This is a genomic window from Corynebacterium lujinxingii, assembly GCF_014490555.1.
GTDB classification, from domain to species: Bacteria; Actinomycetota; Actinomycetes; order Mycobacteriales; family Mycobacteriaceae; genus Corynebacterium; species Corynebacterium lujinxingii.
On record NZ_CP061032.1, the window covers coordinates 602,797 to 629,676 of the forward strand.

The 26,880-nt window shown below is 66.6% G+C and carries 24 protein-coding genes, 1 tRNA gene and 1 pseudogene; 12 read left to right on the plus strand and 14 right to left on the minus strand.

What is annotated here, in order from left to right:
* Nucleotides 1-15: 15 nt before the first annotated feature.
* Nucleotides 16-738, minus strand: coding sequence for a resuscitation-promoting factor Rpf1 domain-containing protein (locus IAU68_RS02930; RefSeq protein WP_171194691.1), 723 nt, complete (start codon nt 736-738; stop codon nt 16-18).
* A gap of 257 nt (nt 739-995) precedes the next feature.
* On the opposite strand from IAU68_RS02930, the gene IAU68_RS02935 reads away from it, so the two are divergent.
* The gene (locus IAU68_RS02935) at nt 996-1,379 is read left to right on the plus strand and encodes a cold-shock protein (protein ID WP_171194692.1); all 384 of its coding nucleotides are present in this window, start codon (nt 996-998) and stop codon (nt 1,377-1,379) included.
* A 10-nt stretch (nt 1,380-1,389) separates the two neighbouring features.
* Here IAU68_RS02935 and IAU68_RS02940 read toward each other — a convergent pair whose 3' ends face one another.
* Complete coding sequence (locus IAU68_RS02940) at nt 1,390-1,878, minus strand: DUF2771 family protein (RefSeq protein ID WP_171194693.1); 489 nt, start codon at nt 1,876-1,878, stop codon at nt 1,390-1,392.
* Nucleotides 1,879-1,889: 11 nt separating this feature from the next.
* Entirely contained in the window at nt 1,890-2,651 is a 762-nt protein-coding gene (locus tag IAU68_RS02945; protein ID WP_171194694.1) for a glutaminyl-peptide cyclotransferase, read from the minus strand.
* A 39-nt stretch (nt 2,652-2,690) separates the two neighbouring features.
* Here IAU68_RS02945 and IAU68_RS02950 point away from each other — a divergent pair, with 39 nt between their 5' ends.
* From IAU68_RS02950 to IAU68_RS02960, 3 genes are read left to right on the plus strand one after another with little or no spacing between them, the layout of a single operon-like run.
* Nucleotides 2,691-3,365, plus strand: a complete 675-nt coding sequence (locus IAU68_RS02950; protein WP_171194695.1) for a DUF3027 domain-containing protein — start codon at nt 2,691-2,693, stop codon at nt 3,363-3,365.
* A 38-nt stretch (nt 3,366-3,403) separates the two neighbouring features.
* Nucleotides 3,404-4,873, plus strand: a complete 1,470-nt coding sequence (locus IAU68_RS02955) for an NCS2 family permease (protein ID WP_171194696.1) — start codon at nt 3,404-3,406, stop codon at nt 4,871-4,873.
* Nucleotides 4,874-5,674 (plus strand): TrmH family RNA methyltransferase, encoded by an 801-nt coding sequence (locus IAU68_RS02960; protein ID WP_171194697.1) that lies wholly within the window; start codon nt 4,874-4,876, stop codon nt 5,672-5,674.
* Here the strand turns inward: IAU68_RS02960 and IAU68_RS02965 are convergent.
* The 3 genes from IAU68_RS02965 to serC are packed head-to-tail and all read right to left on the minus strand — an operon-like array spanning nt 5,671 to nt 8,545.
* The gene (locus IAU68_RS02965; protein ID WP_171194698.1) at nt 5,671-6,510 is read right to left on the minus strand and encodes a DUF6928 family protein; all 840 of its coding nucleotides are present in this window, start codon (nt 6,508-6,510) and stop codon (nt 5,671-5,673) included. The two genes, IAU68_RS02960 and IAU68_RS02965, sit on opposite strands and share 4 nt — an antisense overlap.
* A 3-nt stretch (nt 6,511-6,513) precedes the next feature.
* Entirely contained in the window at nt 6,514-7,428 is a 915-nt protein-coding gene (gene sepH, locus IAU68_RS02970) for a septation protein SepH (protein WP_171194699.1), read from the minus strand.
* 10 nt (nt 7,429-7,438) lie between these two features.
* Entirely contained in the window at nt 7,439-8,545 is a 1,107-nt protein-coding gene (serC, locus tag IAU68_RS02975) for a phosphoserine transaminase (protein WP_171194700.1), read from the minus strand.
* A 129-nt stretch (nt 8,546-8,674) separates the two neighbouring features.
* Between serC and IAU68_RS02980 the strand changes: the two genes are divergently transcribed.
* The 5 genes from IAU68_RS02980 (at nt 8,675) to IAU68_RS03000 (ending at nt 13,433) form a co-directional block, all read left to right on the plus strand.
* Complete coding sequence (locus IAU68_RS02980; RefSeq protein ID WP_171194701.1) at nt 8,675-9,970, plus strand: citrate synthase; 1,296 nt, start codon at nt 8,675-8,677, stop codon at nt 9,968-9,970.
* Nucleotides 9,971-10,080: 110 nt separating this feature from the next.
* Nucleotides 10,081-10,440 carry an FKBP-type peptidyl-prolyl cis-trans isomerase gene (locus tag IAU68_RS02985; protein ID WP_171194705.1) on the plus strand — a complete coding sequence of 120 codons (360 nt, stop codon included), beginning with the start codon at nt 10,081-10,083 and terminating at the stop codon, nt 10,438-10,440.
* A 12-nt stretch (nt 10,441-10,452) separates the two neighbouring features.
* The gene (locus IAU68_RS02990; RefSeq protein ID WP_171194702.1) at nt 10,453-11,280 is read left to right on the plus strand and encodes an aldo/keto reductase; all 828 of its coding nucleotides are present in this window, start codon (nt 10,453-10,455) and stop codon (nt 11,278-11,280) included.
* A gap of 158 nt (nt 11,281-11,438) precedes the next feature.
* Entirely contained in the window at nt 11,439-11,777 is a 339-nt protein-coding gene (locus IAU68_RS02995; protein ID WP_171194703.1) for a DUF485 domain-containing protein, read from the plus strand.
* A 3-nt stretch (nt 11,778-11,780) separates the two neighbouring features.
* On the plus strand, nt 11,781-13,433 hold the full coding sequence (locus tag IAU68_RS03000; RefSeq protein ID WP_171194704.1) for a solute symporter family protein: 1,653 nt from the start codon (nt 11,781-11,783) through the stop codon (nt 13,431-13,433).
* Between the two features lie 68 nt (nt 13,434-13,501).
* On the opposite strand, the pseudogene IAU68_RS03005 reads toward IAU68_RS03000, so the two are convergent.
* The 4 genes and pseudogenes from IAU68_RS03005 to trhA all read right to left on the minus strand — a co-directional run bounded on the left by IAU68_RS03005 (nt 13,502) and on the right by trhA (nt 18,155).
* Nucleotides 13,502-14,798: pseudogene (locus tag IAU68_RS03005) on the minus strand (IS3 family transposase).
* Between the two features lie 137 nt (nt 14,799-14,935).
* Nucleotides 14,936-16,540, minus strand: a complete 1,605-nt coding sequence (locus IAU68_RS03010; protein ID WP_171194543.1) for a Rib/alpha-like domain-containing protein — start codon at nt 16,538-16,540, stop codon at nt 14,936-14,938.
* A 66-nt stretch (nt 16,541-16,606) separates the two neighbouring features.
* Entirely contained in the window at nt 16,607-17,440 is an 834-nt protein-coding gene (locus IAU68_RS03015; RefSeq protein WP_407928719.1) for a DUF1906 domain-containing protein, read from the minus strand.
* 16 nt (nt 17,441-17,456) lie between these two features.
* On the minus strand, nt 17,457-18,155 hold the full coding sequence (trhA, locus tag IAU68_RS03020) for a PAQR family membrane homeostasis protein TrhA (RefSeq protein ID WP_171194540.1): 699 nt from the start codon (nt 18,153-18,155) through the stop codon (nt 17,457-17,459).
* 120 nt (nt 18,156-18,275) lie between these two features.
* Here trhA and IAU68_RS03025 point away from each other — a divergent pair.
* Nucleotides 18,276-18,351 (plus strand) — tRNA-Arg (locus tag IAU68_RS03025).
* Between the two features lie 99 nt (nt 18,352-18,450).
* A complete protein-coding gene (locus IAU68_RS03030; protein ID WP_231699077.1) occupies nt 18,451-19,839 on the plus strand; it encodes a phytoene desaturase family protein in 1,389 nt (462 codons plus the stop codon).
* Here IAU68_RS03030 and IAU68_RS03035 read toward each other — a convergent pair whose 3' ends face one another.
* From IAU68_RS03035 to IAU68_RS03050, 4 genes are read right to left on the minus strand one after another with little or no spacing between them, the layout of a single operon-like run.
* Nucleotides 19,840-20,124: a glutaredoxin domain-containing protein gene (locus IAU68_RS03035; protein WP_171194539.1), complete on the minus strand. Its 285-nt coding sequence runs from the start codon at nt 20,122-20,124 to the stop codon at nt 19,840-19,842.
* Between the two features lies 1 nt (nt 20,125).
* Entirely contained in the window at nt 20,126-20,614 is a 489-nt protein-coding gene (locus IAU68_RS03040) for a dihydrofolate reductase (protein ID WP_171194538.1), read from the minus strand.
* Entirely contained in the window at nt 20,614-21,411 is a 798-nt protein-coding gene (locus IAU68_RS03045) for a thymidylate synthase (protein ID WP_171194537.1), read from the minus strand. Before IAU68_RS03045 ends, IAU68_RS03040 begins: the two co-directional genes overlap by 1 nt.
* Nucleotides 21,412-22,185 (minus strand): 3'(2'),5'-bisphosphate nucleotidase CysQ, encoded by a 774-nt coding sequence (locus tag IAU68_RS03050; protein ID WP_171194536.1) that lies wholly within the window; start codon nt 22,183-22,185, stop codon nt 21,412-21,414.
* 30 nt (nt 22,186-22,215) lie between these two features.
* Between IAU68_RS03050 and IAU68_RS03055 the strand changes: the two genes are divergently transcribed.
* Nucleotides 22,216-26,859 (plus strand): ATP-dependent helicase, encoded by a 4,644-nt coding sequence (locus tag IAU68_RS03055; RefSeq protein WP_171194535.1) that lies wholly within the window; start codon nt 22,216-22,218, stop codon nt 26,857-26,859.
* Nucleotides 26,860-26,880: the final 21 nt, after the last annotated feature.

Genomic DNA, 26,880 nt, shown 5'->3' on the forward strand with positions numbered 1-26,880 from the left:
TATACCTGGGACGGTTTAGCGCGCCAGGTAGGTCTGCTGCACCGAGGCGATGGTGTTGTTGACCTGGGTGTTGAAGTTCGCGCCGAGCTGGCGTGCCACGGAGGCGAAGTCGCCGGCAAGCGCTGCATCGATCAGCTGCTTGTTCGCGGTGTAGAACGCGTTGTAGTCGTTGCGGTTTGCAACGTAGTTCGACTGCACGGAAGCCGGGACCTGGAAGCCGAAGGACTGGATCGCGTCGCGCAGCTGACGGTACAGCGCGTCGGTTTCAACGGCGGTCTTTGCCGGGGCCTGCTGCTTCGGAGCGGCGGCCTTCGGGGCCGGGGCCGGCTTCGGTGCCGGCTTTGCAGCCTGGGCAGCCTGGGCGTCGCGGTTGGTGGGCGCGGAGTTCAGGCCGTAGCGTGCGGAGCAGGCGGGCCATGCGCCCCAGCCCTGGCTGGCGAGGGTGCGCTCGGCGACGATGATCTGCTGCTCGCGGGTGGCCAGGTTCGCGGTCGGGGCGAACTCGCCGCCACCGTATGCGAGCCAGGTGCCGTAGGAGAACTGCAGGCCGCCGTAGTAGCCGTTGCCGGTGTTGATGGCCCAGTTACCGCCGGACTCGCACTGCGCGAGCTTGTCCCAGTCGGAATCCGGTGCGGCGGTTGCCTGCGGGGCAACGATGCCGGCGAGTGCAGCAGCCGCTGCGGAACCTGCCAGAGCCTTCTTGCCCATGGAGGTGGTCTTCTTGGTGTGGCGTCCCATTGATTCGTTTCCTCTCGTTGGTTGACCGCCAATTTCTCGGGACAGCCTAACCTTGTGTAACGATTGTGTCACGCTCGTGTGTCGAAACGGTGGCGGTCGTGACAATTGGGAACACGTTTCCCCAGCGCACGCCGAGAACGCGAAACTTTGGTGTTCTGGGTCACATCGTCTGCGGATGTCGGGAACGAGGGCCGGAAATAGTAATCTTTCTACTTTGTTCTACTTACCGGTGAGGTAAATACGGAAGGGAGACCGCCATGCCTATTGGAAAGGTGAAGTGGTACGACGCCGACAAGGGTTTCGGCTTCGCATCCAACCCGGGAGACGAAGACGTCTTCGTCGGTAAGTCCGTGCTGCCCGACGGGGTAGAGGAGCTGGTCGCCGGCCAGCGCATCGAGTTCGACTTCGCCGCCGGCCGCCGCGGCCCCCAGGCGTTGCGCGTCAAGGTACTCGACGAGCCGAAGCGCCGCTCGATCCACCGCCGCAAGCCGGAAGAGTTGGGCAGCATGCTCGCCGACGTGATGACGCTCATCGAAAGCCAGGTTCAGCCCGCGCTGACCAACGGCCGCTACCCGGACCGCAAGGAAGGCCGCCAGGTCGCCGAGATCCTGCGCGCCGTCGCACGCGAACTCGACGCCTAATAATTACGGCCTAGTTAAAGCCGACGGACCACGTGGCGATGACAGGGGTTTCCTCCCCGTCATCGCCTTCTTTAATGTCCAGGGTGGTCACCTCGGCGACCACCAGTTTCGCACCCGATGCGGTGACGGCGGGCGCGCTTTCCGACGCCGACTCGCCCGAGGTGAACACACGCTCCTCGTTCGCGTCCGGGTCGTCGTAGACAAGCAAGAGCCGCCAGCTGTTTCGTGCGATCTCGTCGGGAAGCGCGACGGTGACGTCGTCTTCGCCAAGCTGCATCGTGGGCGCGTCGCCGCCGGGGCACTCCTCGTCCAACTCGCAGACGGTGTAGACGCCGATGTCTTGGGTCTCGCCGTTGGCGGTAACGGACACGGTCAACTCGTCGACAGGCGTTGCGGGGCGGTTGTTCTGCCACTCCAAAAACGCGTACACGGCGCCGACGAGCACTACCACGCCCACAAGCGCGACGACCAACGTTTTCCACTGCCGGGATTGAGCCATAGCGACAGATCCTAACTGAAGCGCACCCGGTACATGTCCGGCCACCGCTTGCCCGTCAGGTAGAACTCGTCGGTGTCGGGGATGTGCGCGATGCCGTTGAGTACGTGGTTGGGATCTGCGGTGGCGTTGTTGGGCAGGCCGGAGGCGTCGATAAGCGCTTGCACCTCCCCGGATTCTGCGTCGATGCGCACGATGTCGGTGGAGGTGAAGATGTTGGCGTAGACATCGTCGCCCACGCACTCCAACTCGTTGAGCCCCTCGACCGGCTCGCCGTCCATGGTCACGGTGAAGCGCTCGCGCTCTTCCAGCGTGTCCGGGTCCATGCGACGCAGCTCGGAGGTGCCGTCGGAGAAGATCACCTCATCCTCGCGCGCGCACAGCCCCCAGCCTTCGCCGTCGTAGGTGGCGCGGCCGATCTCCTCGAGCGAGTTTGCTTGACGACGAATCGCCGTCCCGTCGAGCCACGTCAACTGCCACAGTGTGTCGTCGACACGTGTGATGCCCTCGCCGAAAAACTCAGGCTCCAGGTCGACCGAGGTGAGCTCGGTGCCGTCGACGGTGCGGGTGTACAGGCGCGACTCGCCCTCCATGCCGGTGGCCACGTAGATGTTGCCGTCCTCGGACACCTCGAGGCCCTGGGTGAAGCTGGTGTCGTCGAACGGTAAGCGCTCGACAACCTCGGCGGTGAGGTGCTCAGGCCCCGCATCGGCGCTGCAGGAGGAAAGCAGCGCGGCGGCGATGGTGAGTGTGGACAGTGCTTCTCGATGACCCATGACCACCATCCTGCCCCACGTCGCGCATAATGGGTAAGCGTGTCACGATCCAAAAACCGCTCCCGCAACCCGCTGCTCGGCCGCGACGCAGTAGCAACCGCCCGCGAGGCGCTGCTCGAGATTGCAGACGGCGAAATCGGCGAACACATCGGAGTCACCGGGCTGACCCGCAACGTCGCCACCCACCGCTTCGAGGCCGACGTGCCCGGATACGCCGGGTGGGAATGGAACGCCGTGGTCGCCTGCGCCGACGGCTCCACCTTCATCACCGTCAACGAGGTCGCCCTCGTGCCCTCCCAAGGCGCACTCGAGGCGCCGGACTGGGTGCCGTACTCCGAGCGGCTGCGCCCCGGCGACCTCGGCCCCGGCGACCTGTTGGAGCTAGCCCCTGACGACGACCGCGTCACCGACGACTCCTTCGCCCGCGACGCCGTCACCTTCACCGGCCGCGACACGAAGCACTACTTGACCAAACGGGGCCTCGAGGACGCCAAGCACCGCTGGCGGACCGGCGACTACGGGCCAAACAGCGAGTTCGCGGAAAAGGCGGCGCTGTCGTGCCGCACCTGCGCGTTTTACATCCCGATGGCCGAGCCGGTGGGGGAGAACTTCGGCGTGTGCGCCAACGAATACTCCGCCGACGGGCACGTCGTCGCCTCGTCGTATGGCTGCGGCGCCCACTCCGATACCGAGGTTGCTGGGCCAGGCAAATAGTTGCATTTTCCCAGCAGACTTTGAAAAACTAAGCCCCCGTGAGTACGACCACGGGAGCACAACTGCATAAGGACCAGCCGCAGCCGCGCGGCGGGCTGGACGCCTTCTTCCACATCACCGAGCGCGGATCCACGGTGGGCACCGAGGTGCGCGCCGGGGTGGTGACCTTCTTCGCGATGGCCTACATCGTGCTGCTTAACCCGCTGATCATCGGCACCAGTCCCGACCGCGAAGGCGTCGTGCTGGGCATTCCGCAGGTGGCCGCCGCCACCGCGTTGGCCGCCGGCGTGATGAGCATCCTGTTCGGCGTGATTGCCAAGTACCCGTTCGGTATCGCGACCGGTTTGGGCATCAACACGCTCGTCGCCGTGACCATGGTGGGCCAGCAGGGCCTGACCTGGCCGGAGGCGATGGGGCTGGTGGTCATCGACGGCATCATCATCGTGCTGCTTGCCATCTCCGGGTTCCGCACCGCCGTGTTCAACGCCATCCCGGATTCGATGAAGGTGGCCATGAGTGTGGGCATCGGCATGTTCATCGCCACCATCGGGCTTGTCGACGCCGGCTTTGTCCGCCGCATTCCCGACGCCGCCATGACCACCGTGCCGGTCCAGCTGGGTACCGGCGGATCGATCGCGTCCTGGCCGACCTTCGTTTTCATCGTCGGCCTGTTCATCTGCGGCTTCATGGTAGTGCGCAACGTGCGCGGCGGGCTGTTCATCGGCATCATCGCCACCACGGTCATCGCCATGATCGTCGAGGCGATTACCGGCGCCGGCTCGTCCGCCGACAACCCGGAGGGCTGGGGCATGGCTGTGCCGGCGCTGCCGGACTCCTTCGGCGGCGTCCCGGATCTGTCCATCGTGGGCGACGTCGACCTGTTCGGCGCGTTTGTGAACCTGGGCGTGATCTCCGCGTCGCTGCTCGTGTTCACCCTGGTGCTGGCGAACTTCTTCGACGCCATGGGCACCATGACCGCGCTCGGCCGCCAGGCCGGACTGTCCGGCGACGACGGCGTGCTGCCGGACATGAAGCGCGCCCTGGTCGTCGAAGGCTTCGGCGCCGTCGTCGGCGGCGCGGCCTCGGCGTCGTCGAACACGGTGTTCGTGGATTCGTCGGCAGGCATCGCCGACGGCGCGCGCACGGGCCTAGCCAACGTGGTCACTGGCGTGCTGTTCCTCGCCGCGATGTTCTTCACCCCGCTCTACGAGGTTGTGCCCATCGAGGCTGCCGCCCCGGTGCTCGTCGTCGTGGGTGCGCTGATGATGATGCAGGTCGGCCAGATCGCATGGAACGACTTCTCGGTCGCCCTTCCGGCGTTCCTGACCATCGTGACCATGCCGCTGACGTACTCGATTGCCAACGGCATCGGCGTCGGCTTCATCTCGTTTGCCTTGCTGTCGCTGTTCGCCGGCAAGGCGAAGGACATCCACTGGCTCATGTGGCTCATCTCCGCCCTGTTTGTCGTCTACTTCGCGCAGGGCCCGATCTTGGCGGCGCTGGGCTAAATGCAGGTGCGTATCGACGACCCGAGCGATGAGCGTCTCGACGACATCCGCGACCTGAAGCACTCCGACAAGGAGAAAGGCCTCGTCTTCGCCGAAGGCCCGCTCGTGGCCGGACGGTTGGTGGAGTCGCGCTTCCCGGTGCGCGCGGTGTTTGGTTTCGGCGGCCGGCTCGAGTCGTTCATGGCCGACTACGGCGCCGAGCTGGCGCAGCGCGGCATCCCGGTCTATGAGATCACCCGCCAGATCATGGGGGAGGTTGCCGGCTACGACATGCACCGCGGCCTGTTGGTCTCCGCCGACAAGCCGGCGCCGCTTTCGGTGGCCGGCGTCATCGAAAGCGCCCGCACGCTGGTGATCCTGGAGGGCGTGGGCGATCACGAGAACATCGGGTCGATCTTCCGCAACGCTGCCGGCATGGGCGTCGACGGCGTGCTCTTCGGCGCCGCCACCGCCGACCCGCTCTACCGCCGCAGTGTGCGCGTGTCCATGGGGCATGTGCTGCGCACCCCGTTCGCGCACCTCGACGGCACGCCGACGACGTGGCAGCGCTCCCTCGACGAGCTGCGCGACGCTGGCTGGTGGCTCGTCTCACTCACGCCTGCCGACGACGCCGTCGACCTGAAAGATGCCATCGGCGGCCACGAAAAGGTCGCGTTTTTGGTCGGCGGGGAAGGCCCGGGGCTGACCCCGCACGCGATGCGCGCCACCGACGTGCGCGCGAAGATCCCGATGGCACCGGGCACCGACTCGCTCAACGTGGCCACCTCGGCGGCCATCGCGTTTTACGAGCGGATGCGCTAGCGGTCGAAGTGCCGGATGCGTTCCTTGAACGCGGCCGTCCACTCCGCGGCCCGGCGGCGCAGGCCGCGGCCGACGCGTTTGGCGGCGGCGACGGAGGCGTCGGCAAGCTCAGCGAACTCGTCGCCTTCCTCCTTCTCCGAGGCCACCTCGTAGTCGTCGTACGCCTTGTCGCGCTCGGCGAACTTCGCCGCCACATCGCCCACCGACTTCACGGCGGGCGTTTTCTCCTCGATCTTCGGCTCCGGGCGGCCGTCCACCGCGTAGCCGACGACGTTGATGTCGGGCCCGTCCGCGCCGATCTCGGTGCCCACCCACGCCTGCTCTGCGGCGAGCGCGAGGTCCTTCGGCTCGAACGGCAGCGCGATGCCGCCGGCCTGCTCCGCCTTCTCGCCGGCCCAGTAGGGCGCCTCGAACGGCTCCGGCAGGCCGATGTCCTCGATGACCTGGGTGCGGGTGGCGCAGAAGCTGCGCACCACCTTGTCGCCGTGAAAATGCGCGAAGCCGCCGAAATCGCTGTCGGTGCCCTGCGCGATGACGAACACGTCCGCCGCCGGCAGCGCGGTGTGCCACGAGGTGGGGGAGGACAGCTCGGTGACGCTGTCAAGCATGCGCACCACGGAGATGCCCGGAAAACCCGCGATGTAGAACTCGTCGCGGCCCGGCACCGACGAGCGGTTCAGTGGGAACGAACCGATCGGCGTGATCGGCCACGCCGGGTTGACCTGGGAGAGCAGTTTGCGTCCGAAGCCGCGGTCGGCCTTCGGCTCGCGCTGTAACACTTCAGCGGGTTCGGCGGTGTTGACGAACCACAGCGTGACCACGACATTGAATTCCATGGCTTACCGCTTCGGCCGTTTCGTGTTCGTGCGCACGCCGAGGAGCACGTCCTCCCAGTGCGGGGTCACCGACTTGCGGCGGCGCTTCTGCGGCTGCTCCTCCTCGTCCGGGTGACGCAGGAAATCGCCCTCGAGTACCTCGTCGCTCTCCTGCGGGTTCGGCACGATGTCCACCGGTGTGGTGGGGGCGTCGTCGTTATCCAGCGAACGCACCGCGGACAGGGAACGCACCGGCTGAGCAAAATCCGGGTCGGTGAGGTCTGCGGCCATGCCGTTGCGGGCCTCGGTCTGCGCGGGCGAGCCCATCGAGCGCTTGAACGACCACAGCGCCTCGTTCTCCGTAAGGCCGGCCTGCCAGGTCACGTGCACGACCCAGGTGTCGCCCTGCTCGCGGGTCGCATCCCAGGTTGCGTCCGAAATGGAGTGCCCGCGCGCGGCGAAGGACGTCGCCAGGATTTCCAGCAGCGTCTGCTTCGACGTGCCGTCCTCGCGCAACGGGTGCGACTGCTTGGCGGCCTCGGCAACCTGGGCGCGCTCGAGCAGCACCGGGTGGGCGTAGGAGTCGAGACGGCTTTCGGCCACGCCCATCTCCTCGGCCAACTCGGCGGTGGTGGCGCCGGCGCGGATGCGGGCCTGGATCTCGTTCGGGCGCATCGACAGCGGGGTGGCGTAGAGCGGGTCGGGCTCGGGCAGCGAGCGCGGGGCCTCGACCGGTTCCGGGGCAACCTCCGGCTCGGGCGCCTGCTTGGCGGGTTCGAGCTCGGTGTCGTATTTGGGGGCCGGCTCGGCGGCGGGGGAGTCGTCGTCAAGCGAAGGTGCTAACTCGGCCCGGGCGAGCTGGTAGCGCACGCCCTCGTCGTCGCGGAGAACGTAAAACGTCTCCGTCGACTCGTCTTCCAGGAAATACAGCTCGCGCATGGATCTCACCCTATCGAACACCTACCCCGCTACGCAGCAGGTAGTCCACGGCATGTGTGAGAGTGCGCACGTCTTCCGGATCCACCGCCGGGAACATGCCCACGCGCAACTGGTTGCGGCCGAGCTTGCGGTAGGGCTCCGTGTCCACAATCCCGTTTGCGCGCAGCACCTTTGCGACAACTCCAGCATCCACCCCGTCATCAAAATCGATCGTGCCCACTACCTGCGAGCGGGCCTTGATGTCCTGCACGTACGGCGACGCATGCGGGTGGGCCTCGGCCCAGGAGTAGAGGATCTGCGACGACTCGCGGGTGCGCGCCACCATCGCGTCCAGGCCGCCTTGCTCGAGCATCCAGTCGATCTGCTCGGCGAGCATCACCAGCGTGGCCACCGCCGGGGTGTTGTACGTCTGGTGCTTGCGCGAATTTTCCGCTGCGGTGCGCAGGCTCAGGCTCGCCGGGATGTAGCGCTGCGCGTGCAGCCGTTCGATGCGCTCGAGGGCCGCCGGGCTGAGCACCGCCACCCACAGCCCGCCGTCGGAGGCGAAGCACTTCTGCGGGGAGAAGTAGTACGCGTCCGCGTTGGTGATGTCGACGGGGAGGCCACCGGCTGCGGAGGTGGCGTCGACAAGCGTGAGCGCATCGGTGTCGGGCCGTACCACCGGCGCCATAACTCCGGTGGAGGTCTCGTTGTGCGCCCACGCCACCACGTCCGCGTCCACGCCTGCGAGCACGTTCGGGTCGTGCGACTCGGCCACGTGCGGCGCGGTGAGCCACGGGGTGTGCGTGGCTTTGGCGAACTTGCCCGAAAACTCGCCGAAGGCCAGGTGCGCAGCTCGCTTCTCGACGAGACCGAACGCCGCCGCATCCCAAAACGCTGTTGCGCCGCCGGTGCCGAGGGCGACCAGGTGGTCGTCGTCAAGCGAGAAAAGCTCTTGCAAGCCCTCCTGGATGCGAGCGACCAGGTGTTTCACCGGCGCCTGGCGGTGCGAGGTCCCCATCGCCGCGGACGTGGCCACCGCGTCCAGCTGCGCCTGACGAATTTTCGACGGCCCGCACCCGAAACGGCCGTCGCGGGGGAGGAGGTCAGAAGGCAGCGTAACGTTCACGTCGGCCATGCTATTGCTTTGTGGTCATTCCTTTTAAATCGCAACGTTGTCATGCGCGTCACAATCTTTGCTAGAGTGCGTTACAGAAATCGCGCCGCCGCAACGGGGGCGCACATACAACGTTGGAAAGGGAAAACAGTGGCTTCTGACAACAAGGACAAGGCCGTACTCCACTACCCGGGTGGCGAGTACGAAATGGACATCATGCACGCCACCGAAGGCAACGACGGTGTCGTGCTGGGCAAGTTCCTCGGCGAAACCGGCCTGGTCACCTTCGACCCCGGCTACGTCTCCACCGGCTCCACCGAATCCAAGATCACCTACATCGACGGCGACGAAGGCATCCTGCGCTACCGCGGCTACGACATCGCGGACCTCGCCGAAAACGCCACCTTCAACGAGGTGTCCTACCTGCTGATCAATGGCGAGCTGCCGACCACCGATGAGCTTGAGCACTTCAACTCCGAACTGCGCCACCACACGCTGCTGGACGAGGACTTCAAGGCCGCGTTCAACATCTTCCCGCGCAACGCCCACCCGATGGCCGTGCTGGCCTCCTCGGTGAACATTCTGTCCGCCTACTACCAAAACCAGCTCGACCCGCTCGACGAGGAACAGCTGGACAAGGCCACCGTGCGCCTCATGGCTAAGGTGCCGATGCTCGCCGCCTACGCCTACCGCGCATCCCGCGGCAAGCCGTACATGTACCCGGACAACTCGCTCAACCCGCGCGAGAACTTCATGCGCATGATGTTCGGCTACCCGACCGAGGACTACCACGTCGACCCGGTGCTGACCAAGGCCCTGGACAAGCTGCTCATCCTGCATGCCGACCACGAGCAGAACTGCTCCACCTCCACCGTGCGCATGATCGCGTCGGCCCAGGCCAACATGTTCGTCTCCATCGCCGGCGGCATCAACGCCCTGGCCGGCCCGCTGCACGGTGGCGCCAACCAGGCCGTCCTGGAGATGCTTGAGGACATCAAGAACAACCACGACGGCGACGCCACCGACTTCATGACGCGCGTGAAGAACAAGGAAAAGGGCGTGCGCCTCATGGGCTTCGGCCACCGCGTGTACAAGAACTACGACCCGCGCGCGGCCATCGTGAAGGACACCGCCCACGAGGTCCTCGAACACCTCGGCGGCGACGAGCTGCTCGACCTGGCCATGGAGCTCGAGCAGATCGCGCTTAACGACGACTACTTCATCGAGCGCAAGCTCTACCCGAACGTCGACTTCTACACCGGCCTGATCTACCGCGCCATGGGCTTCCCGACGGACTTCTTCACCGTCCTGTTCGCCATCGGCCGCCTCCCGGGCTGGATCGCCCAGTACCGCGAGCAGCTCGAGATGAACACGAAGATCAACCGCCCGCGCCAGATCTACACCGGCTACCAGCAGCGCGATTTCGTCCCGCGCGACCAGCGCTAGCGCAACGGTTCAACCGTCGAGACACCGTTCCCCTATAATTCTCGGGGGAAGTTCTCGGCGGTTTTTTAATGTTTACCGCAAAAATCTTCAAGGAGATCGCACTCATGGAAATGGAAAAGCCGTTCATCGAAGCACCTGAGGGCCCGGCACCGACCGACCTCGTGATCGAAGACATCACCGTTGGCGAGGGCGAAGAAGCAGTGGCTGGCGGCTTCGTCAAAGTCCACTACTTGGGTGTGGATTACGAAACGGGCGAGGAGTTCGACTCCTCCTGGGACCGCGGCGAGGCAGCCGAGTTCCCGCTCGCCGGCCTCATCGCGGGCTGGCAGGAAGGAATCCCGGGCATGAAAGTCGGCGGCCGCCGCCAGCTGACCATCCCGCCGGAGAAGGCCTACGGCCCGGCGGGCGGCGGGCACCCGCTGTCCGGGCGCACGCTGATTTTCATCATCGACCTGCTCGACGCGCGCTAGAAGGTTTCGGTCATGCGCATCCCGGTCACCACGCTCAACGACGGCTACGATCTGCCCCTGCTGGGGCTCGGCACCTACAAGCTCCAGGGCGGCGACGTCGAGCGCGTCGTGCGCACCGCAATCGAGCTGGGCTACCGCCACATCGACACCGCGTCGCTATACGACAACGAAGTCGAGGTGGGCATGGCGATCAACAACGCCATCGCCGCCGGCGACGTCACCCGCGAGGAACTGTTCGTCACCACCAAGCTGTGGAACGACGACCAAGAGCGCGTCGCCGAGGCGTACCACGAGTCGCTCACCGCGCTCGACCTGGAGTTCGTCGACTGCTACCTGGTGCACTGGCCCTGGCCGCAACACGGTACCTACATCAAGGCGTTCGAGGAGATCGCGCAGCTGCAGGGCATGGGCCGGCTCCAGTCGGTCGGCGTGGCCAACTTCTACCCGGAGGTCCTTGACGACATCATCGACGCCACCGGCATCGCCCCGGTGCTCAACCAGGTCGAGCTGCATGCCGGGTTCACCCAGCCGGAGCTGCGGGCCTACCACGAGCAGCACGACATCGTCACCGAAGCGTGGATGCCGATCGCGCGCGGGAAAAACTTCGACGACCCGGCGATCCGCGCCGTCGCCGACGCCCACGAGGCCACGCCGGCGCAGGTCTCGCTCGCGTACCTCATGCACCTCGGGTGCTCCGTCATCCCGAAGACGCAAAACCCGCAGCGCCTCGCCGAAAACATCGGCGCCGTCAACATCAAGCTCACCGACGAGGACATCGCGCTTCTCGACGGCGTGCACGGCGAGCGCCTCTCCGGCGATCCGCTGACCTTCCCGGGGTAGACCACCCGCTTTGTTTTGAGCCCGCCCGGCCGTTGTGGCCGGGCGGGCTTTTGTCGTCGCAAAGCAAAATGCGAATTGCGATACAAACGCCTGTCCAATGTGTGATAGGTTACATTGCACGTTGTCGAGTCTCCCACAACACAGAAAGGATCGGGGCAATGCCAGGTTCCACAGCAGTACCGCAACGTCGCGAACCCACACCCGACGAATTCGTGGCAATGCAGCAAAGCCCCGAATTCCAAGACCTCCGTAGCACCTTCCGTGGATTCACATTCCCCGTCATGATCGCGGCGTTCCTCTGGTACGTCTTCTACGTCGTGTTCGCCACCTTCGCGCCCGACACCATGGCGCGCGACTTTCTCGGCCTCAACCTCGGCCTCTGGCTCGGACTCGCGCAATTTTTCACCACGTTCCTCATCACCTGGATCTACGTGACCTGGGCGAACAAGAACATCGAGCCGCGCGCCGCCCACATCCGCGAAGAAATGGAAAGCTAAGCCATGCACACCCAACTCCTCGCCGCGCAAACCGAAGGCGCCGCAACCGGCAACCCGATGCTCAACATCGCGATCTTCGGCGCGTTCATCGTGGTCACCCTGTACATCGTGACGCGTGCCGGCAAGACGACCAGTGAATCCGCCGACTTCTACACCGGTGGCGCGTCGTTTAGCGGCACCCAAAACGGCCTCGCCATCGCTGGCGACTACCTCTCCGCCGCATCCTTCCTCGGCATCGTCGGCTCGATCGCACTCAACGGCTACGACGGCTTCTTGTACTCCATCGGTTTCTTCGTCGCCTGGCTTGTGGCGTTGCTGCTCGTCGCGGAACCGCTGCGTAACGTCGGCCGCTTCACCATGGCCGACGTCCTGTCGTTCCGTCTACGCCAGAAGCCGGTGCGCGTCGCCGCGGCGTTTGGCACCCTGTTCGTCTCGCTGTTCTACCTGATCGCCCAAATGGCCGGTGCCGGCTCGCTCGTGTCCGTGCTGCTCGACCTGCACTCCTTTACCGCGCAGGCAATTTGCGTGGCTATCGTCGGCGTGATCATGATCATCTACGTCCTCGTCGGCGGCATGAAGGGCACCACCTACGTGCAGATGATCAAGGCCGTGTTGCTCATTGCCGGTGTGGTCATCATGACCGTGCTCGCGTTCATCATGGCGAAAGGTGGCCTGTCTGCGCTGTTCAACCAGGCGATGGACACCCATACCACCTCCGCGTACATGGCGGAGCAGGGCTACAAGGCCGAGGACATTCTCAAACCCGGCCTGAAGTACGGCGGGTCGACGACCTCCAAGCTGGACTTCGTCTCGCTCGGCCTGTCGCTGGTGCTGGGGACCGCGGGCCTGCCGCACGTGCTTATGCGCTTCTACACCGTGCCCACCGCCAAGGAGGCGCGTAAGTCCGTCACCTGGGCGATCGTTCTGATCGGCTCCTTCTACCTGCTGACGCTGGTGCTGGGCTACGCGGCGGCCGCGTTCGTTGGCCCGGACCGCATCCTGTCCGCGCCGGGCGGGGCGAACTCCGCGGCGCCACTGCTCGCGTTCGAGTTGGGTGGCTCGGTGTTTATGGCGCTGATCTCGGCGGTCGCCTTCGCCACGGTGCTCGCCGTCGTCGCGGGGCTTGCGATTACCGCCTCCGCGTCGATCGCCCACGACGTCTACGACGCAGTGCTTCGTGACGGCCAAGCCGCCGAGGAAGAGCAAGTCCGCGTCTCGCGCATCACTGTGGTCATCCTGGGTATCGTCGCGATCGTGCTCGGCATCTTAGCGATGCAGCAAAACGTCGCCTTCCTGGTGTCGCTCGCTTTCGCTATCGCCGCGTCCGCGAACCTGCCGACCATCCTGTACTCGCTGTACTGGAAGCGCTTCAACACCACCGGCGCCGTCGCCTCGATCTACGGCGGTTTGATCTCCGCGCTGGTGCTCATCGTGCTGTCCCCGGCGGTCTCCGGCACTCCGACGTCGATGTTCCCCAACGCCGACTGGGCGGTCTTCCCGCTGTCTAGCCCGGGCCTGGTCTCTATCCCGATCGGGTTCCTGGCCGGCATCATCGGCACCTATCTTGGCAAGCCGGATAACTTCGACGAGCTGCAAGCCGAGATGGAGGTCCGCTCCCTGACCGGCGTTGGTGTGGAGGCTCCGGTCGACCACTAAAGCGGCACAACAAAAGGGCCTGATCTTCCCGAATTGAACTGGCCCCCGAAAGTTGGACTGGTTTAATTCTAGGCGGTTAGGGCTTCAAGGGTCTGATTTCGATATTGCATCGGGGTCAGGCCCTTGAGTCGTTGTTGGATGCGTTCGGTGTTGTACCACTGGATGTACTCGTCGATCGCCTGGTTGAACTCTGCGACGGTGTCGAAGACTTCTCCGTGGTACATCTCGGTTTTCAAGTGCCCGAAGAAATTCTCCATGACCGCGTTGTCGTAACAGTTGGCTTTACGAGACATCGATTGAACACCACCGTTGTTATGAATCAGGTTGCGCCAGGACGAATGCTGGTACTGGAAACCTTGATCGGTGTGCATCATCCACCCAGGTTCAGGCGCACACGCTTTAATCGCTTTAGTTAAAGAATCGGCGGTCAGCGCTGTCGACGGCGATGTGGCCACGGTGTGGGCAACGATTGAACGGTCGAACAGATCCATCACCGGTGACAGGTAGACCTTGCGGCCTGCGACCCTGAACTCGGTGACGTCGCTGACAAAGACAGTATTCGGCTTATCTGGGGTGAACTTGCGGTCAAGTGTGTTGTCGGCAATGTGGCTGATCGTCCCGGTGTAGGAAACATATGGCCTGCGCTGGCGGATCTTGGCTCGAAGTCCCATCTCGCACATGAGTTTGTAGACGAGTTTGTGGTTGACCACCCAGCCCTGGTTGCGTAGGTCAAGCAGCACTCGTCGGTAGCCGTAGCGATGCTTGTTACGCTCGAAACTTTCCAAGATCGCGGCTTTGAGCGCAGCGTGCTTATCCAGCTCGCTGAGTCGTTTCTGGTGGTAGAAGAACGTCGATCTCGGTATGCCTGCCGCATCCAAAAGATACTGCAGACGATGCTGTGACTTGAGGATGACAATCGCCTGGACTTTCAGGCGCGTCCCTGATTCCTCAAGTCCCGCAATTTTTTTAGATATGCGTTTTCCGCTTCCAACCGTGCGATCTGGCGACGCAGCTTCGCTTCCTCCGAGAGCGGCTTCGGCGCGACCGAGCCTTTGGGCCTGCCTGTCGGCTTCGGTTTTAGTGCCTCATCGCCACCTTTGCGCCATTTCAATGACCACCCGCTGACCAGCTGCTCTGATGACAGTCCAAATTCGCGCGCAAGATCCATCGCTGTCTCACCAGCAAGGTGGCGTTGGACAACTTCCTTTTTGATATCGAACGAATACTGCTGCTTAGTCGGTTTCTCCACAAGACATAGCCTGCCATGCAGCTTAAATCGACGATAGAACTTACGGGCGGCATATTTGGAGACACCAAGAGCATTCGCAGCGGCTTGATAGCCCATACCTTGCTCAAACAGTTCAACCAACTGCTCGCGCTGATGCTCACTCAGCGAACTTCGTGCCCTCACAGAAAACTACTCCCCACTAGTCGGTAACTGATTTCTCAGTCCAACTAATGGGGAGCAGTTCAAATGGGGATCAGGCCCTTTTGCTATGCGCCTAGAAGAAGGGGAAGAACCTGCCGACGAACCCCAGCGCGCCGAGCAGGCCGAGCGAAATGGCAAGGCCCGTGATCACACCCGCCGGGGATGTTGGCTTGGCCGGTGCCGGCGCCGGGGCGGGGGACGGCTTTGCCGGAGTCGTTGCGACGGTGGTCAGGCCGCTCGTCGCGGTGTCGCGGACCACCGTGGTGTCGAAGGTGCGGTTGACCGAGGAGCGGTCCGCGAACTGGATCGCCGCGTTGATGCGCAGCACGCTGCCCGGGCGCATGCCCTTTGCGGCCGTGATCCGGATCCCGGTCTCGCCTTCGCGGGCGATGGTCCAGCCACCGCGGGTTTCCTCGGTGACGAAGACGCGGGCACCGGCGGGAAGGCCCTTCGGGGTGACCACAATGGACTCGCCGGCGGAGATAGTGGCGTTGTCGATGTCCACCTCCGCGGTCTCGGCGGCCGGCCGCGCCGGGGTGGTGCGGGTGGTGGTAGCCGGGCTTGTCGACGGGGCCGGGGCAGAAGCCGACGTCGTGGTCGTGCTCGGGGCGGCGCCCTCGGCGGAGGTGGGGACGTATGCCTTGGCGGTGAGGTCCTGGCGGGAGCCGTCCGGAAGCACCACGGTGACCTCGACGACCAAGGCGTAGCCCGGCTGCGCATTGCGCGGGGCCACGAAGGTGATTGCGCCGCTTTCCTCGTCGGTTTCCAGCTTCCAGCCGTTGTAGCGCTGGTTCGGGCCGATCACGCGGGAGCCCGCAGGCAGGGCGCCGGCGAGGAACACGGTGACGCGCTCGCCGGCCGGCACTGCGGTGTCGGCGTAGGAGAACTCGCCGACGGCCGGGGCAGGTGCAGTGGTGGTCATCTCCGGGGCCGGGGCAGGTGCAGCGGTGGTGGTCACCTCGGGGGTCGGTGCCGACGCTGTGGTGGTGATGGTCGGGGCGGGGGAGGGGGCGGAGCTCGTCGATACGCGATCTGCCTTGCCCACGGTGATGCGCGAGGAGTACTGCTTCGTGGAACCGTCCGGGAACACGACCCCCAAGGTGATGCGCAGGCCGGCACCTGCGCGGGCACCCGCCGGGGCGGCGACGGTGACCTCGCCGGAATCCTGGTCGGCCTCGACGCGCCAGCCGCCCGAACCTGACGGGGCGGCGAGCTCGGTGCCGTCGGGAAGCGCGACGCTCGGGCGCAGGGTGACGGTGCCGCCCGGGGCGACTGTCGCATCGCCCCAGCTCAGGTCGAGGGATTCAGCGAGCGGCACAGAAGGCTTTGCGACGCGCACCGTAAACAGCGCGTAATCCACGGTGCGGTCCGGGTACGTGATGGTGACGTAGTTCTGGGCGTACGCGCCCGGGAACTGGCCGCGCGGGGTGGCGGCGACGGTGCCGTCCGCGTCGACGTCGAAGTCCCAGCCGTTGATGGCGTTGATGTCGAAGGTGGTGCCCGCCGGGACGTTGCCGGCGAGCGGGATGCGGGCCGTGGCGCCCGGAGCCACCTCCGCGTCTAAGTAGCCGGGGTTGAAGGCCTGCGACATCCAATCGGCGGCGGAGGCGGCGGGGACGATGACGGTGGTGGCGAGGCTGGCTGCGAGCGCGGCCGCCACGATGCGGGTGGTTTTCACGGGACTCCTGTCAAAGTGATGAGAGGTTACTTTGAACAGTTTAAGTAAGTTCCTAGAAAATATCAGCTAGCGTCTGAACAGGGAGGATGAAAGCTGGCTGCTGCCCTGGAGCATGGCGGACCAGTCGTCCGGCGTGAAGTTGGTCAGCGTCGAAGCTTGGCCCGGGGTCCACTGTCCCCAGTCGGAGGCGTAGACATTGTTGATGTCCACCTGCACGCCGCCGATGTAGGCCTGGCGACCGGCGACCTGGTGGATGTTCGCGCGCGGGTGCACCTTGCCGCGCGAGCCCCAGTCGTGCTGCCAGAAGAACGAGCCGATGCGGTCCTCCAGGCACCATGCGATGGTGTAGTAGTTCGCGTACACGCCCAGTTGGTAGCCGGCGGCGTTGAGCGCCACGCCCATGGCTTTGAGGTAGGGGTTGATCAGGGAGTTGAACTGGGCAAGGGTCGGGTTGTCGTCGATGGCGACGTAGATCGGGCGCCCCGTCGGCCCGCCCGCGGCCTTGTGCAGTGCGATGGCCTGCGGTGCGTGCTCGGCCGCGCCCAGGGCGCCGCGCTTCCAGTCGGCGGTCTCGGCGCGGCCGAACTGGTAGACGGAGGCGACGGCGAGGCCGTTGGCTTTGTAGTCGCGGGTTTCGCCGATGGTCACCGGCTTGCCGCGCATCCAGTCCGCGCCGGGGCGGCGTTGGGAGACGTAGCGTACCGCGCCGATGTGGCCCGCGGCCTTCACGGCGCTTGCCGACGGCACCCCCGCCGAATAGTCCACCACCGTGCCAAGTACCCGGCGCTGCTGCGCCGCGGCGGCGGGGGAGAGGGCGGCGGTGGCGGCGCCAGCGGCGGCGGTGCCGGCAGCGACGGCGCCGGCGGATTTGAGGAATGTGCGGCGATTAAAGGTATTCACATGCGTCACTCTAGCCTCAGTGGCCCACAACCACCATCCAAATGGCAACGAGGTGGCACACGGCGGCCACAACGGTCGCGGTGTGGAAGTGCTCGTGGTAGCCGTAGTAGCGCGCGGAACGCCCTGGCCACTTGAAGCCGTACATCAGCGCGCCGAGCGTGTAGACCACCCCGCCGGCAAACAGCAGCCACACCACCGCGGGGCCGGTGGAGGTCCACAGCGTTGGCAAAAGCGGGACGATTATCCAGCCGAGTCCCACGTAGACCACGACGTCGAGCCACCGCGGGTGGTTGATCCACACCAGGTTGAGGATGGCCCCGCCGATGCCGCCCGCCCACGACACTGCGAGCATGATCGCGGCGGTGCGTGGCTCGAAGGCGATCAGGCACAGCGGGGTGTAGGTGGCGGCGATGAACACCGAAATGGTGGCGTGGTCGGCCCGGCGCCACCACTGCACCGCCGCGGGCGAGCGCCACGGCCACCGGTGGTACATCGCGGAGACGCCGAACAGCAGCACCACGCCGGCGCCGTAGATGGTTACGCCGAGCGCTTGCGGCCACGGCAGGGTCATCCACCCGAACGTGATCAGCACGGCCGAGGAGATGGCAGAAAGGGCGGCGGCCACTAGGTGGAACCAGCCGCGTACGACTGGCCGGTCGCCGCGGTCCGCGACCACGTAGGTGCGCTGGACTTGGCCGGTATTCAGGGCAGTCATGGACGCCTCGCAGGGTAGGGGGGCTTTTCGCTCAAACCCTACCGGACCGTAGGTTTCTGCGGAAGGGTGTGCGAGCCTGTTTTCGGAGTGCGCAATCGCTGCGGTACTCTTTACGCCATTGCCCTAGTAGCTCAGTGGATAGAGCACGGCTCTCCTAAAGCCGGTGTCGGAGGTTCGATTCCTCTCTGGGGCGCCATTGTCATGAGTCGTGACATGCTTGACGTATGAGTCGCGACTTGCTGGGCGGACCGGCATCCCAGTTGTTTTAATTCTGCGGCATCCTAGCATTGACGGCGTGAAACCTCAGGCAGTTGTCGTCGGCGCCGGGCCCAATGGGCTCACCGCTGCCGCTCGTCTCGCGGCTCACGGGTGGCGAGTTGAGGTGCGCGAGCGCGCCGGCGAGGCCGGGGGTGCGGCTGCGACGCAGACGCTTGACGACGACACCCTGTCCGACCTCGGCGCCGCCTGCCACCCCTTCGGGGCAGCCAGCCCGGCCTTTCAGGCGCTGCGGTTGGAAGACTACGGGGTGCGCTGGCTGCGCGCGCCGTACGAGATGGCTCACCCGCTCGACGGCAGCGCGGCGATGCTGGCGGGCACGCTGGAGGACACGGCGGCGGGGCTCGGCGCCGATGGCGGGGCATGGGAGCGGCTGCACCGTCCGGTTGTGGAGCATGTAGACGGCCTGCTCGGAGACGTGCTGGCGCCGCTGCCCCGTGTGCCCAGGCACCCGGTGGCGTTGGCACGGTTCGGCGCGCGCGGGCTGTGGCCGGCCACCGCGCTGGGGCGGGCTGCGTTTCGCACCGAGGAGGCGCGCGCCCTGTTCGCCGGCAGTGCGACGCACTCGATCACCGCGCCGTCACGACCGTTCACCGGGGCGCTCGGCCTGCTGTTTGGGGCGCTCGGCATGACGCGAGGGTGGCCGGTGGCCGAGGGAGGCTCGGGTGCGGTCACGGCGGCGCTGCGACGGATCGTCGAGGATCACGGCGGGGTGGTGCGCTGCGGCGATGAGGTCCGCGCGCTCCCGGAGGCGGACGCGGTGATTCTGAACCTCACTCCGGCACAGGTGCTTGCTCTCGACGGGGTTTCCCTTCCTACCCGCCGCGCCCGATCGATGCGCCGGTGGCGCTATGGCCCGGGCGTGCACAAGGTGGACTTCCTGCTCGATGCGCCGGTGCCGTGGTCCGATCCTCGGGTGGGCCGCGCGGCGACGGTGCACGTCGGCGGCACAGCGGGCGAGATCGTGCGGGCCGAGAACGCCGTAGCTAGGGGGCATATGCCCGAGCGGCCGTTCGTGATGGCAGCCCAGCAGTACGTCGCCGACCCCTCGCGCGGGCTGGTGCTGTGGACCTACGCCCACGTCCCGCACGGCCACAGGGAGCGCTACCCCGGCGAGGTGGCGGAGAGGATTGCGAAGCAGATCGAGCGGTTCGCGCCGGGTTTTAGCGCGGTGGTTCGCGCCAAGATCGAAACACCCCCGCACGAGCTGGAAGCGTGGAACCCCAACCTCGTCGGCGGAGACATCGCCGGCGGCGCCATGGACGGGTCGCAGCTGCTCATGCGCCAGCCGCACCGGCTGCGCAAGGGGCTGTACATGGCTTCGGCGTCGACGGCCCCTGGCGCCGGGGTGCACGGTATGTCCGGGTGGTGGGCGGCCGAGGCCGCACTGAAAGACTTCGGCGGCTAACTACTCCTCGCCGGTGAGTTCGCGCAGCTTGGCGCGTACGGCGGAGGCCTCCGGGTTGGTGGCGTGGGTGCCGTCGGAGTAGAGCACGGTGGGCACGATGCGGTTGCCGTCGTTGACGGACATGATCCACTCGTTGACCTCGTCCATGCCGCCAGCTTCGACGTCGACGAGGTCGTAGGGGGTTTCGGTGCGGTCGAGGCGCTCGCGCAGTTTGCGGCAGAACGGGCACCAGTCGGCGGCGAAAATAGTCACAGCGGCGTTGGTTTCGGGGGTTTTCACAGACACGTCAGGCCCTTTCGAATCGTTGAAACTTGTAGCGCAGGCTTGTCGACGACTCCAGCCACCCGGTTTCTTCCACGAGGGTGAAGTCGTCGTCGATACGCGGTGCGTAGACGGCGTTGGAGACGGGCACGTCGGGGTGGACGTCGATAAGCGTGCGCTCGATGACGTCGACCTCGTCGAGGGTGGCGGCGTAAACCTGGGCGCCGCCGATGATCCACGCGTCCGCGGAGAGGTCGGGGATGTCGGCGACGACGGACGCGCCTTGCGACCAAGAGCCCGCCTCGCGCGAGGAGATCACGATGTTTTTGCGCCCCGGCAGCGGCTTGATCGGCAGGGATTCCCAGGTGCGGCGGCCCATGATGACGGGGTGGCCGCTGGTGATCTGCTTGAAGTGCTGTAGGTCTTCGGGCAGGTGCCAGGGCATGCCGACGCCGTCGCCGATGATGCCGTCGGTGCTTTGCGCCCAGATCGCGCCCAGGGTGGGACGCTGCATTAGACGCTCACCTCCGCCTTGATGGTGGGGTGGGGGTCGTAGCCTTCGACTTCGATGTCGTCGAAGGTGTAGTCGAACAGGGAAGCTGCCTTGTTCAGTTTGAGCTGCGGGTACGCGCGGGCGTCGCGGGAGAGCTGCTCGCGCACCTGGTCGACGTGGTTGTTGTAGATGTGGCAGTCGCCGCCGGTCCAGATCAGCTCGCCAACCTCAAGCCCCGCCTGCTGGGCAAACATGTGTGTCAGCAGCGCGTAGGAGGCGATGTTGAACGGCACGCCCAGGAACATGTCGGCGCTGCGCTGGTAGACCTGCATGGACAGGCGACCGTCGGCGACGTAGAGCTGGAACATCAGGTGGCACGGCATGAGCGCCATTTTGTCCAGCTCGGCAACGTTCCAGGCGGAGACAAGGTTGCGGCGCGAGTCCGGGTTGTGCTTCAGCGTCTCCAGCGCCTCGGCGATCTGGTCGATGTGCGCCCCGTCCGGGGTGGGCCAGGAGCGCCACTGCACGCCGTAGACCGGGCCGAGTTCGCCGTTGTCGTCGGCCCACTCGTTCCAGATGCGGATGCCGTTGTCCTGCAGCCAGCGCACGTTGGATTCACCGCGCAAAAACCACAGCAGCTCGCCGACGATGCCCTTGAAGAACACCTTCTTGGTGGTCAACAGCGGAAAGGACTCGGACAGGTCGTAGCGGATCTGGCGGCCGAACACGCTGCGGGTGCCGGTGCCGGTGCGATCACCTTTGGCGGTGCCGTTGTCCAGCACGTCGCGCAGCAGGTCCTCGTAAGGCGTGTTGACCATTTACTTGGCCACCCCCTCGAAGGTGCCGTGCTCGTCGTGGTAGCGGGCGGCGGCGGCGAGGATGTCGTCGGCAAGTTCGGGGCGGCAAATGAGCATGTCTGGAATATAGGTGTCTTCGTTGTTGTAGTGAAGCGGGCTGCCGTCGAGGCGCGAGGCGTGCAGCCCGGCGGCGAGCGCGACGCCGACGGGGGCGGCCTGGTCCCACTCGTACTGGCCGCCGGCGTGGATGTAGGCGTCGTAGTCGCCGAGCAGCACGTGCATGGCTTTCGCGCCGGCGGAGCCGATCTGGGCGGTCTCGAACCCGATGGCGTCGGCGATGAAGCCTGCGACGGCGGGCGGGCGGTTGCGCGACATCGCCACCTTGCCGGCGAACGGCCCGGATACGTGGCGCACGTCGGAGGATTTGAACACCACGCCGAGATCTGGCAGGCCGACGGCAGCGTGGGTGGGCACGCCCTTTTCGACGAGCGCGACGTGCACCGCCCAGTCTTGCCGGCCGGTCGCGAATTCTTTTGTGCCGTCGAGCGGGTCGACGATCCACACTCGGTCCTTGCTCAGGCGGGCCGGGTCGTCGGAGGCTTCCTCGGAGAGCACTCCGTCGTCGGGGCGGTGCTGGGCGAGGACGCGTTCGATCCAGGCTTGGGCGAGGTCGTCACCGGTTTCGCCGAGTTCGCGGCCGCGCAGCAGCCCGACGCCGCGGATGCCTTTGAGGATTTCGCCGGTGCCCTCGGCGATGAGGTTGGTCAGCCGGGAATCCGAGTACTGGGCAGTCATGGCCACGAGCCTACCGCTAAGGTTGGCGTGATGACTGCGCCGATCCTGAACCGCTTCCACCCGCAGGTGGCCCAGTGGTTCGAGGACGTGTTCGCGGCGCCCACCGCGGTGCAGGAGCAGGCGTGGCGCGCGATTTCCGACGACGAGAACGCCCTGGTTGTCGCCCCCACCGGCTCCGGCAAGACGTTGGCCGCGTTTTTGTGGTCGCTGAACTCGCTGGTGGAGCGCGCCGGGCAGCAGGCCCTGCCGATCGACGGCGGGAACACCTCCACGCACGGCGGGGTGAAGGTGCTCTACATCTCGCCGCTGAAGGCGCTTGGCGTGGACGTGGAGAACAACCTGCGCGCGCCGCTCGCCGGCATTGCGCGGGTGGCGCAGCGGCTGGGCCGCGACATGCCGGACATTTCGGTGGGGGTGCGCTCGGGCGACACACCGCAGGCGGAGCGCACCCGGCAGACGCGCAAGCCGCCGGACATCCTGATCACCACGCCGGAGTCGCTGTATCTCATGCTCACCTCCAAGGCGGCGGGAATTCTGAAAACGGTGGACACGGTCATTGTCGACGAGATCCACGCCCTGGCCGGCACGAAGCGCGGCGTGCATCTTGCGCTCTCGCTCGAGCGGCTGCGCCGGCTGGCCGGCGATTTCCAGCGCATTGGGCTCTCTGCCACGGTGCGCCCGATCGAGGCGGTGGCAAACTTCCTCGGGCCGAAGACGACGATCATCAACCCGCCGGCGGAGAAACGCTGGGAGCTCGACGTGCGCGTGCCCGTCGACGACATGTCGGACCTGCCCGTGCCCGAGGACGCCTCCACCATCGGCGACGCGGTCTTCGACGACGCGCTCACGCTTGACGACGACCCCCCGCCCGCCCCGCCCGGCGCCACCGCTTCCATCTGGCCGCACATCGAGCGCGCGGTGTACGACGAGGTGATGGCGCACCGCTCCACCATCGTGTTCGTGAACTCGCGGCGCACCGCGGAGCGGCTCACCAGCCAGATCAACGAGCTGTGGGCCAAGGAGCACGACCCGGAGGCGCTCTCGCCGCAGACGAGGCGGCCGCCCGCGCAGTTGATGAAGTCCGTCGACACCGCCGGGCACGCCGCGAACGTGATCGCGCGCGCCCACCACGGCAGTGTGAGCAAAGATGAGCGCGCCCAGACCGAAACGATGCTCAAGGAGGGCTCGCTGCGCGCGGTGGTGTCCACCTCCTCGCTGGAGTTGGGCATCGACATGGGGGCGGTGGACCTGGTGATACAGGTGGAGTCGCCGCCGTCGGTCGCCTCCGGCCTGCAGCGCGTGGGCCGTGCCGGGCACACCGTGGGCGCTATCTCGGAGGGCACGTTCTACCCGAAGCACCGCGCCGACCTCGTGCAGACGGCGGTGACGGTGCCGCGGATGCGTGAAGGCCTCATCGAGGAGCTCCACACCCCGCGCAGCCCCCTGGACGTGCTCGCCCAGCAGACGGTCGCCGCGGTGGCGGTGGAAGACTTGGACGTCGATGAGTGGTACGACACGGTGCGCCGCGCCTGGCCGTACCGGGACTTGGCGCGCGAGGTGTTCGACTCGGTGATCGACCTGGTCATCGGCATCTACCCGTCGACCGACTTCGCCGAGCTGCGCCCCCGCGCCATCTTGGAGGGCTCGGTGTTGAAAGCCCGCCCCGGCGCGCAACGGGTCGCGGTGACCAACGCCGGCACCATCCCGGACCGCGGCATGTTCGGCGTGTTCTTGCTCGCAGGCGCCGAGGACAAGGCACCCCGCCGCGTCGGCGAGTTGGACGAGGAGATGGTCTACGAGTCCCGCGTCGGCGACGTGTTCACCCTCGGCGCGTCGTCGTGGCGCATCGAAAACATCACCCGCGACCAGGTCCAAGTCTCGCCCGCGCCGGGCCACACCGGCCGGCTGCCGTTCTGGACCGGCGACGGGCTCGGCCGGCCGTATGAGTTGGGCAAGGCGGTGGGGGCGTTTCGTCGAGAAGCGAAAAGCTCCTTGGACAAGAGCCTGGACGAGCGCGCCCGCAGCAACCTGCTGCAATACCTCGAGGAGCAGGAGGAGGCCACCGGCATCCTCCCCGACGAGAGGACGCTGGTGCTCGAGCGCTTCACCGACGAGCTGGGGGACTGGCGCGTGGTGCTGCACACCCCCTTCGGCAAAGGCGTGAACGCGGCGTGGGCGCTGGCCACCGGTTGGCGGGTCGCGCAGGAGACCGGAATGGACGCGCAGGCGGTGGCGGGCGACGACGGCATCGTGCTGCGCCTGCCGCAAGGTGATAAGGAACCGGACGGGGCGATCTTCCAATTCGACGCCGACGAGATCGCCGGCATCGTCACCGAGCAGGTGGGCAACTCCGCGCTGTTCGCCTCCAGGTTCCGCGAGTGCGCCGCCCGCGCCCTGTTGCTGCCGCGTCGCAATCCCGGCAAGCGCGCGCCCCTGTGGCAGCAGCGGCAGCGCGCCGAGCAATTGCTGGATGTGGCCCGCAACTATCCGTCGTTTCCCATCATCTTGGAGACGGTGCGCGAATGCCTCCAGGACGTCTACGACCTGCCGGCGCTGCAGGAGGTGATGCGCGACATCAACACGCGCCGGGTGCGCATCGCTGAGGTGACCACGGACCAGCCGAGCCCGTTCGCGTCGTCGCTGCTGTTCAACTACACCGGCGCGTTCATGTACGAGGGCGACACCCCGCTCGCGGAGAAGAGGGCCGCGGCGCTCTCGCTCGACCCGTCGCTGTTGGCCAAGTTGCTCGGCACCGTCGAGCTGCGCGAGCTGTTGGATCCCGACATCATCGCCGAGGTCGACGCGTCGCTGCGCCGGGTGGGCCGCGCCGAGACGAGCGAGCAGTTCGCCGACACCCTGCGCATCGTGGGGCCCGTGCCTATCGACGACCTCCCCACCTACACCTCAGTCCCCCTGGAGTCATTGGAGCAGGCGTTGGGGGCGCGCATGATGCGGGTGCGCATCGGCGGTCGCGAGCACGTCGCCCAGGTGCTCGACGCACCGCTTCTTCGCGACGGCCTCGGGGTGCCCGTCCCGCCAGGCGTCGCCGCCCAGGTGCAGACCATCCCGGACGCGCTGGCCCAGCTGGTCGGCCGTTGGGTGCGCACCCGCGGGCCGTTTGTGTTGCGTGATCTGGCGGACGCCTTCGGGCTCGCGGTGGGGGCGGCGCATGCCGCGCTGCAGCCGCTGGTGGACAAGGACAAGGTGATCCCGGGCCGCTACCGGCAGGGCATCGACGAGGAAGAGTACGTCGCCGCCGAGGTGCTGCGCATCATCCGCACCCGCTCGCTGGCGGCGGCGCGCGCGCAAACGAGGCCGGTGTCGCAGTCCGCCTACGGCAGGTTCTTGCCGGCGTGGTCGAACGTCGCCCCGGTGGGGGTCACGCCCGCGCTGCGGGGCGCCGACGGGGTCTACTCGGTGCTCGAGCAGCTCGCCGGGGTGCGGTTGCCCGCCAGCGCGTGGGAGTCGCACATCCTGCCGGCCCGGGTGGGCGACTACTCGCCGGTGATGCTCGACGAGCTGACCACCTCCGGCGAGATCGCCATCGTGGGCGCCGGCAAGGCGGGGGCGCGCGACCCGTGGATCATGCTGCTGCCCGCCGACTACGCCGCCCAGCTCGCCCCGCAGGTCGACGTGCCCATGCTGTCGCTCACCCAGTCCCAGGTGATGGAGAAGGTGCGCGGCGGGGGTGGGTTCCTGTTTACCGACCTGCTCGAGCCGACCACCACAACCGAGGACCTGCGCGAGGCCATGTGGGATCTCGTCGAGGCGGGCTTCCTCGCCCCCGATTCCTTCGCCCCGATCCGGGCGCGGCTGGCGGGCGGGAAGGTGGCGCATCGGGCGCGGCGGAGGCCGTCGCGAAGCAGGGTGCGCTCGGGGCGGACCTCGTTCGCCTCGGCGGTGCCGCCCGACATGGTGGGCCGCTGGTCGCTTACGCCCACGCCTGACGACGACGCCACCCGTCGCTCGGTGGCTTTGGGGGAGAGCCTGCTGGACCGCTACGGGGTGGTCACCCGCGGCTCAGTGGTGGCCGAGGACATCTTGGGTGGGTTCGCGCTGGCCTACAAGACGCTGTCCGGGTTCGAGGCGTCCGGCAAGGCGATGCGCGGCTACCTGGTGGAGGGGCTCGGTGCGTCGCAGTTTTCCACTCCGGCGACCATCGACCGGCTGCGTGGCCACCAGGACACCGACGACGTGGTCGGCTGGCCCTCAGGCGCCCGCGAGCCGCACGTGCACGTGCTCGCCGCCACCGATCCGGCGAACCCGTACGGGGCGGCGCTGCCGTGGTCGGCGCAGGGCCCGACCCGCTCGGCGGGTGCGATGGTGGTGTTGGTGGATGGGCTTTTGGCCGCCCACGTCACCCGCGGCGGCAAGACCATGACCACCTTCTTCGACACCTTCCCGGACGGGGTGGGCGATCCCATGCCGCTGGTCATCGATGCGCTGACCCAAACGGTGCGGACGGGCCGGATGCAACCGTTGGGCGTGGAGAAGCTCAACGGCGGGCCGGCGTTCTCGCTCAAGGAGTTCGGCGCGACCGTCACCCACAAGGGCGTGAAGATCGGCGGGCGCGCATCGGCACCGCCGAAGCGGCGCGGTCGCAGCGTGGCGGAAGCGTTAGGGGAACTCGACGACGCCCGCGGCCCGGCGGACGGGCTGAGCTTCGACGACTAAGACAGCGGTAAGGGGCTGACC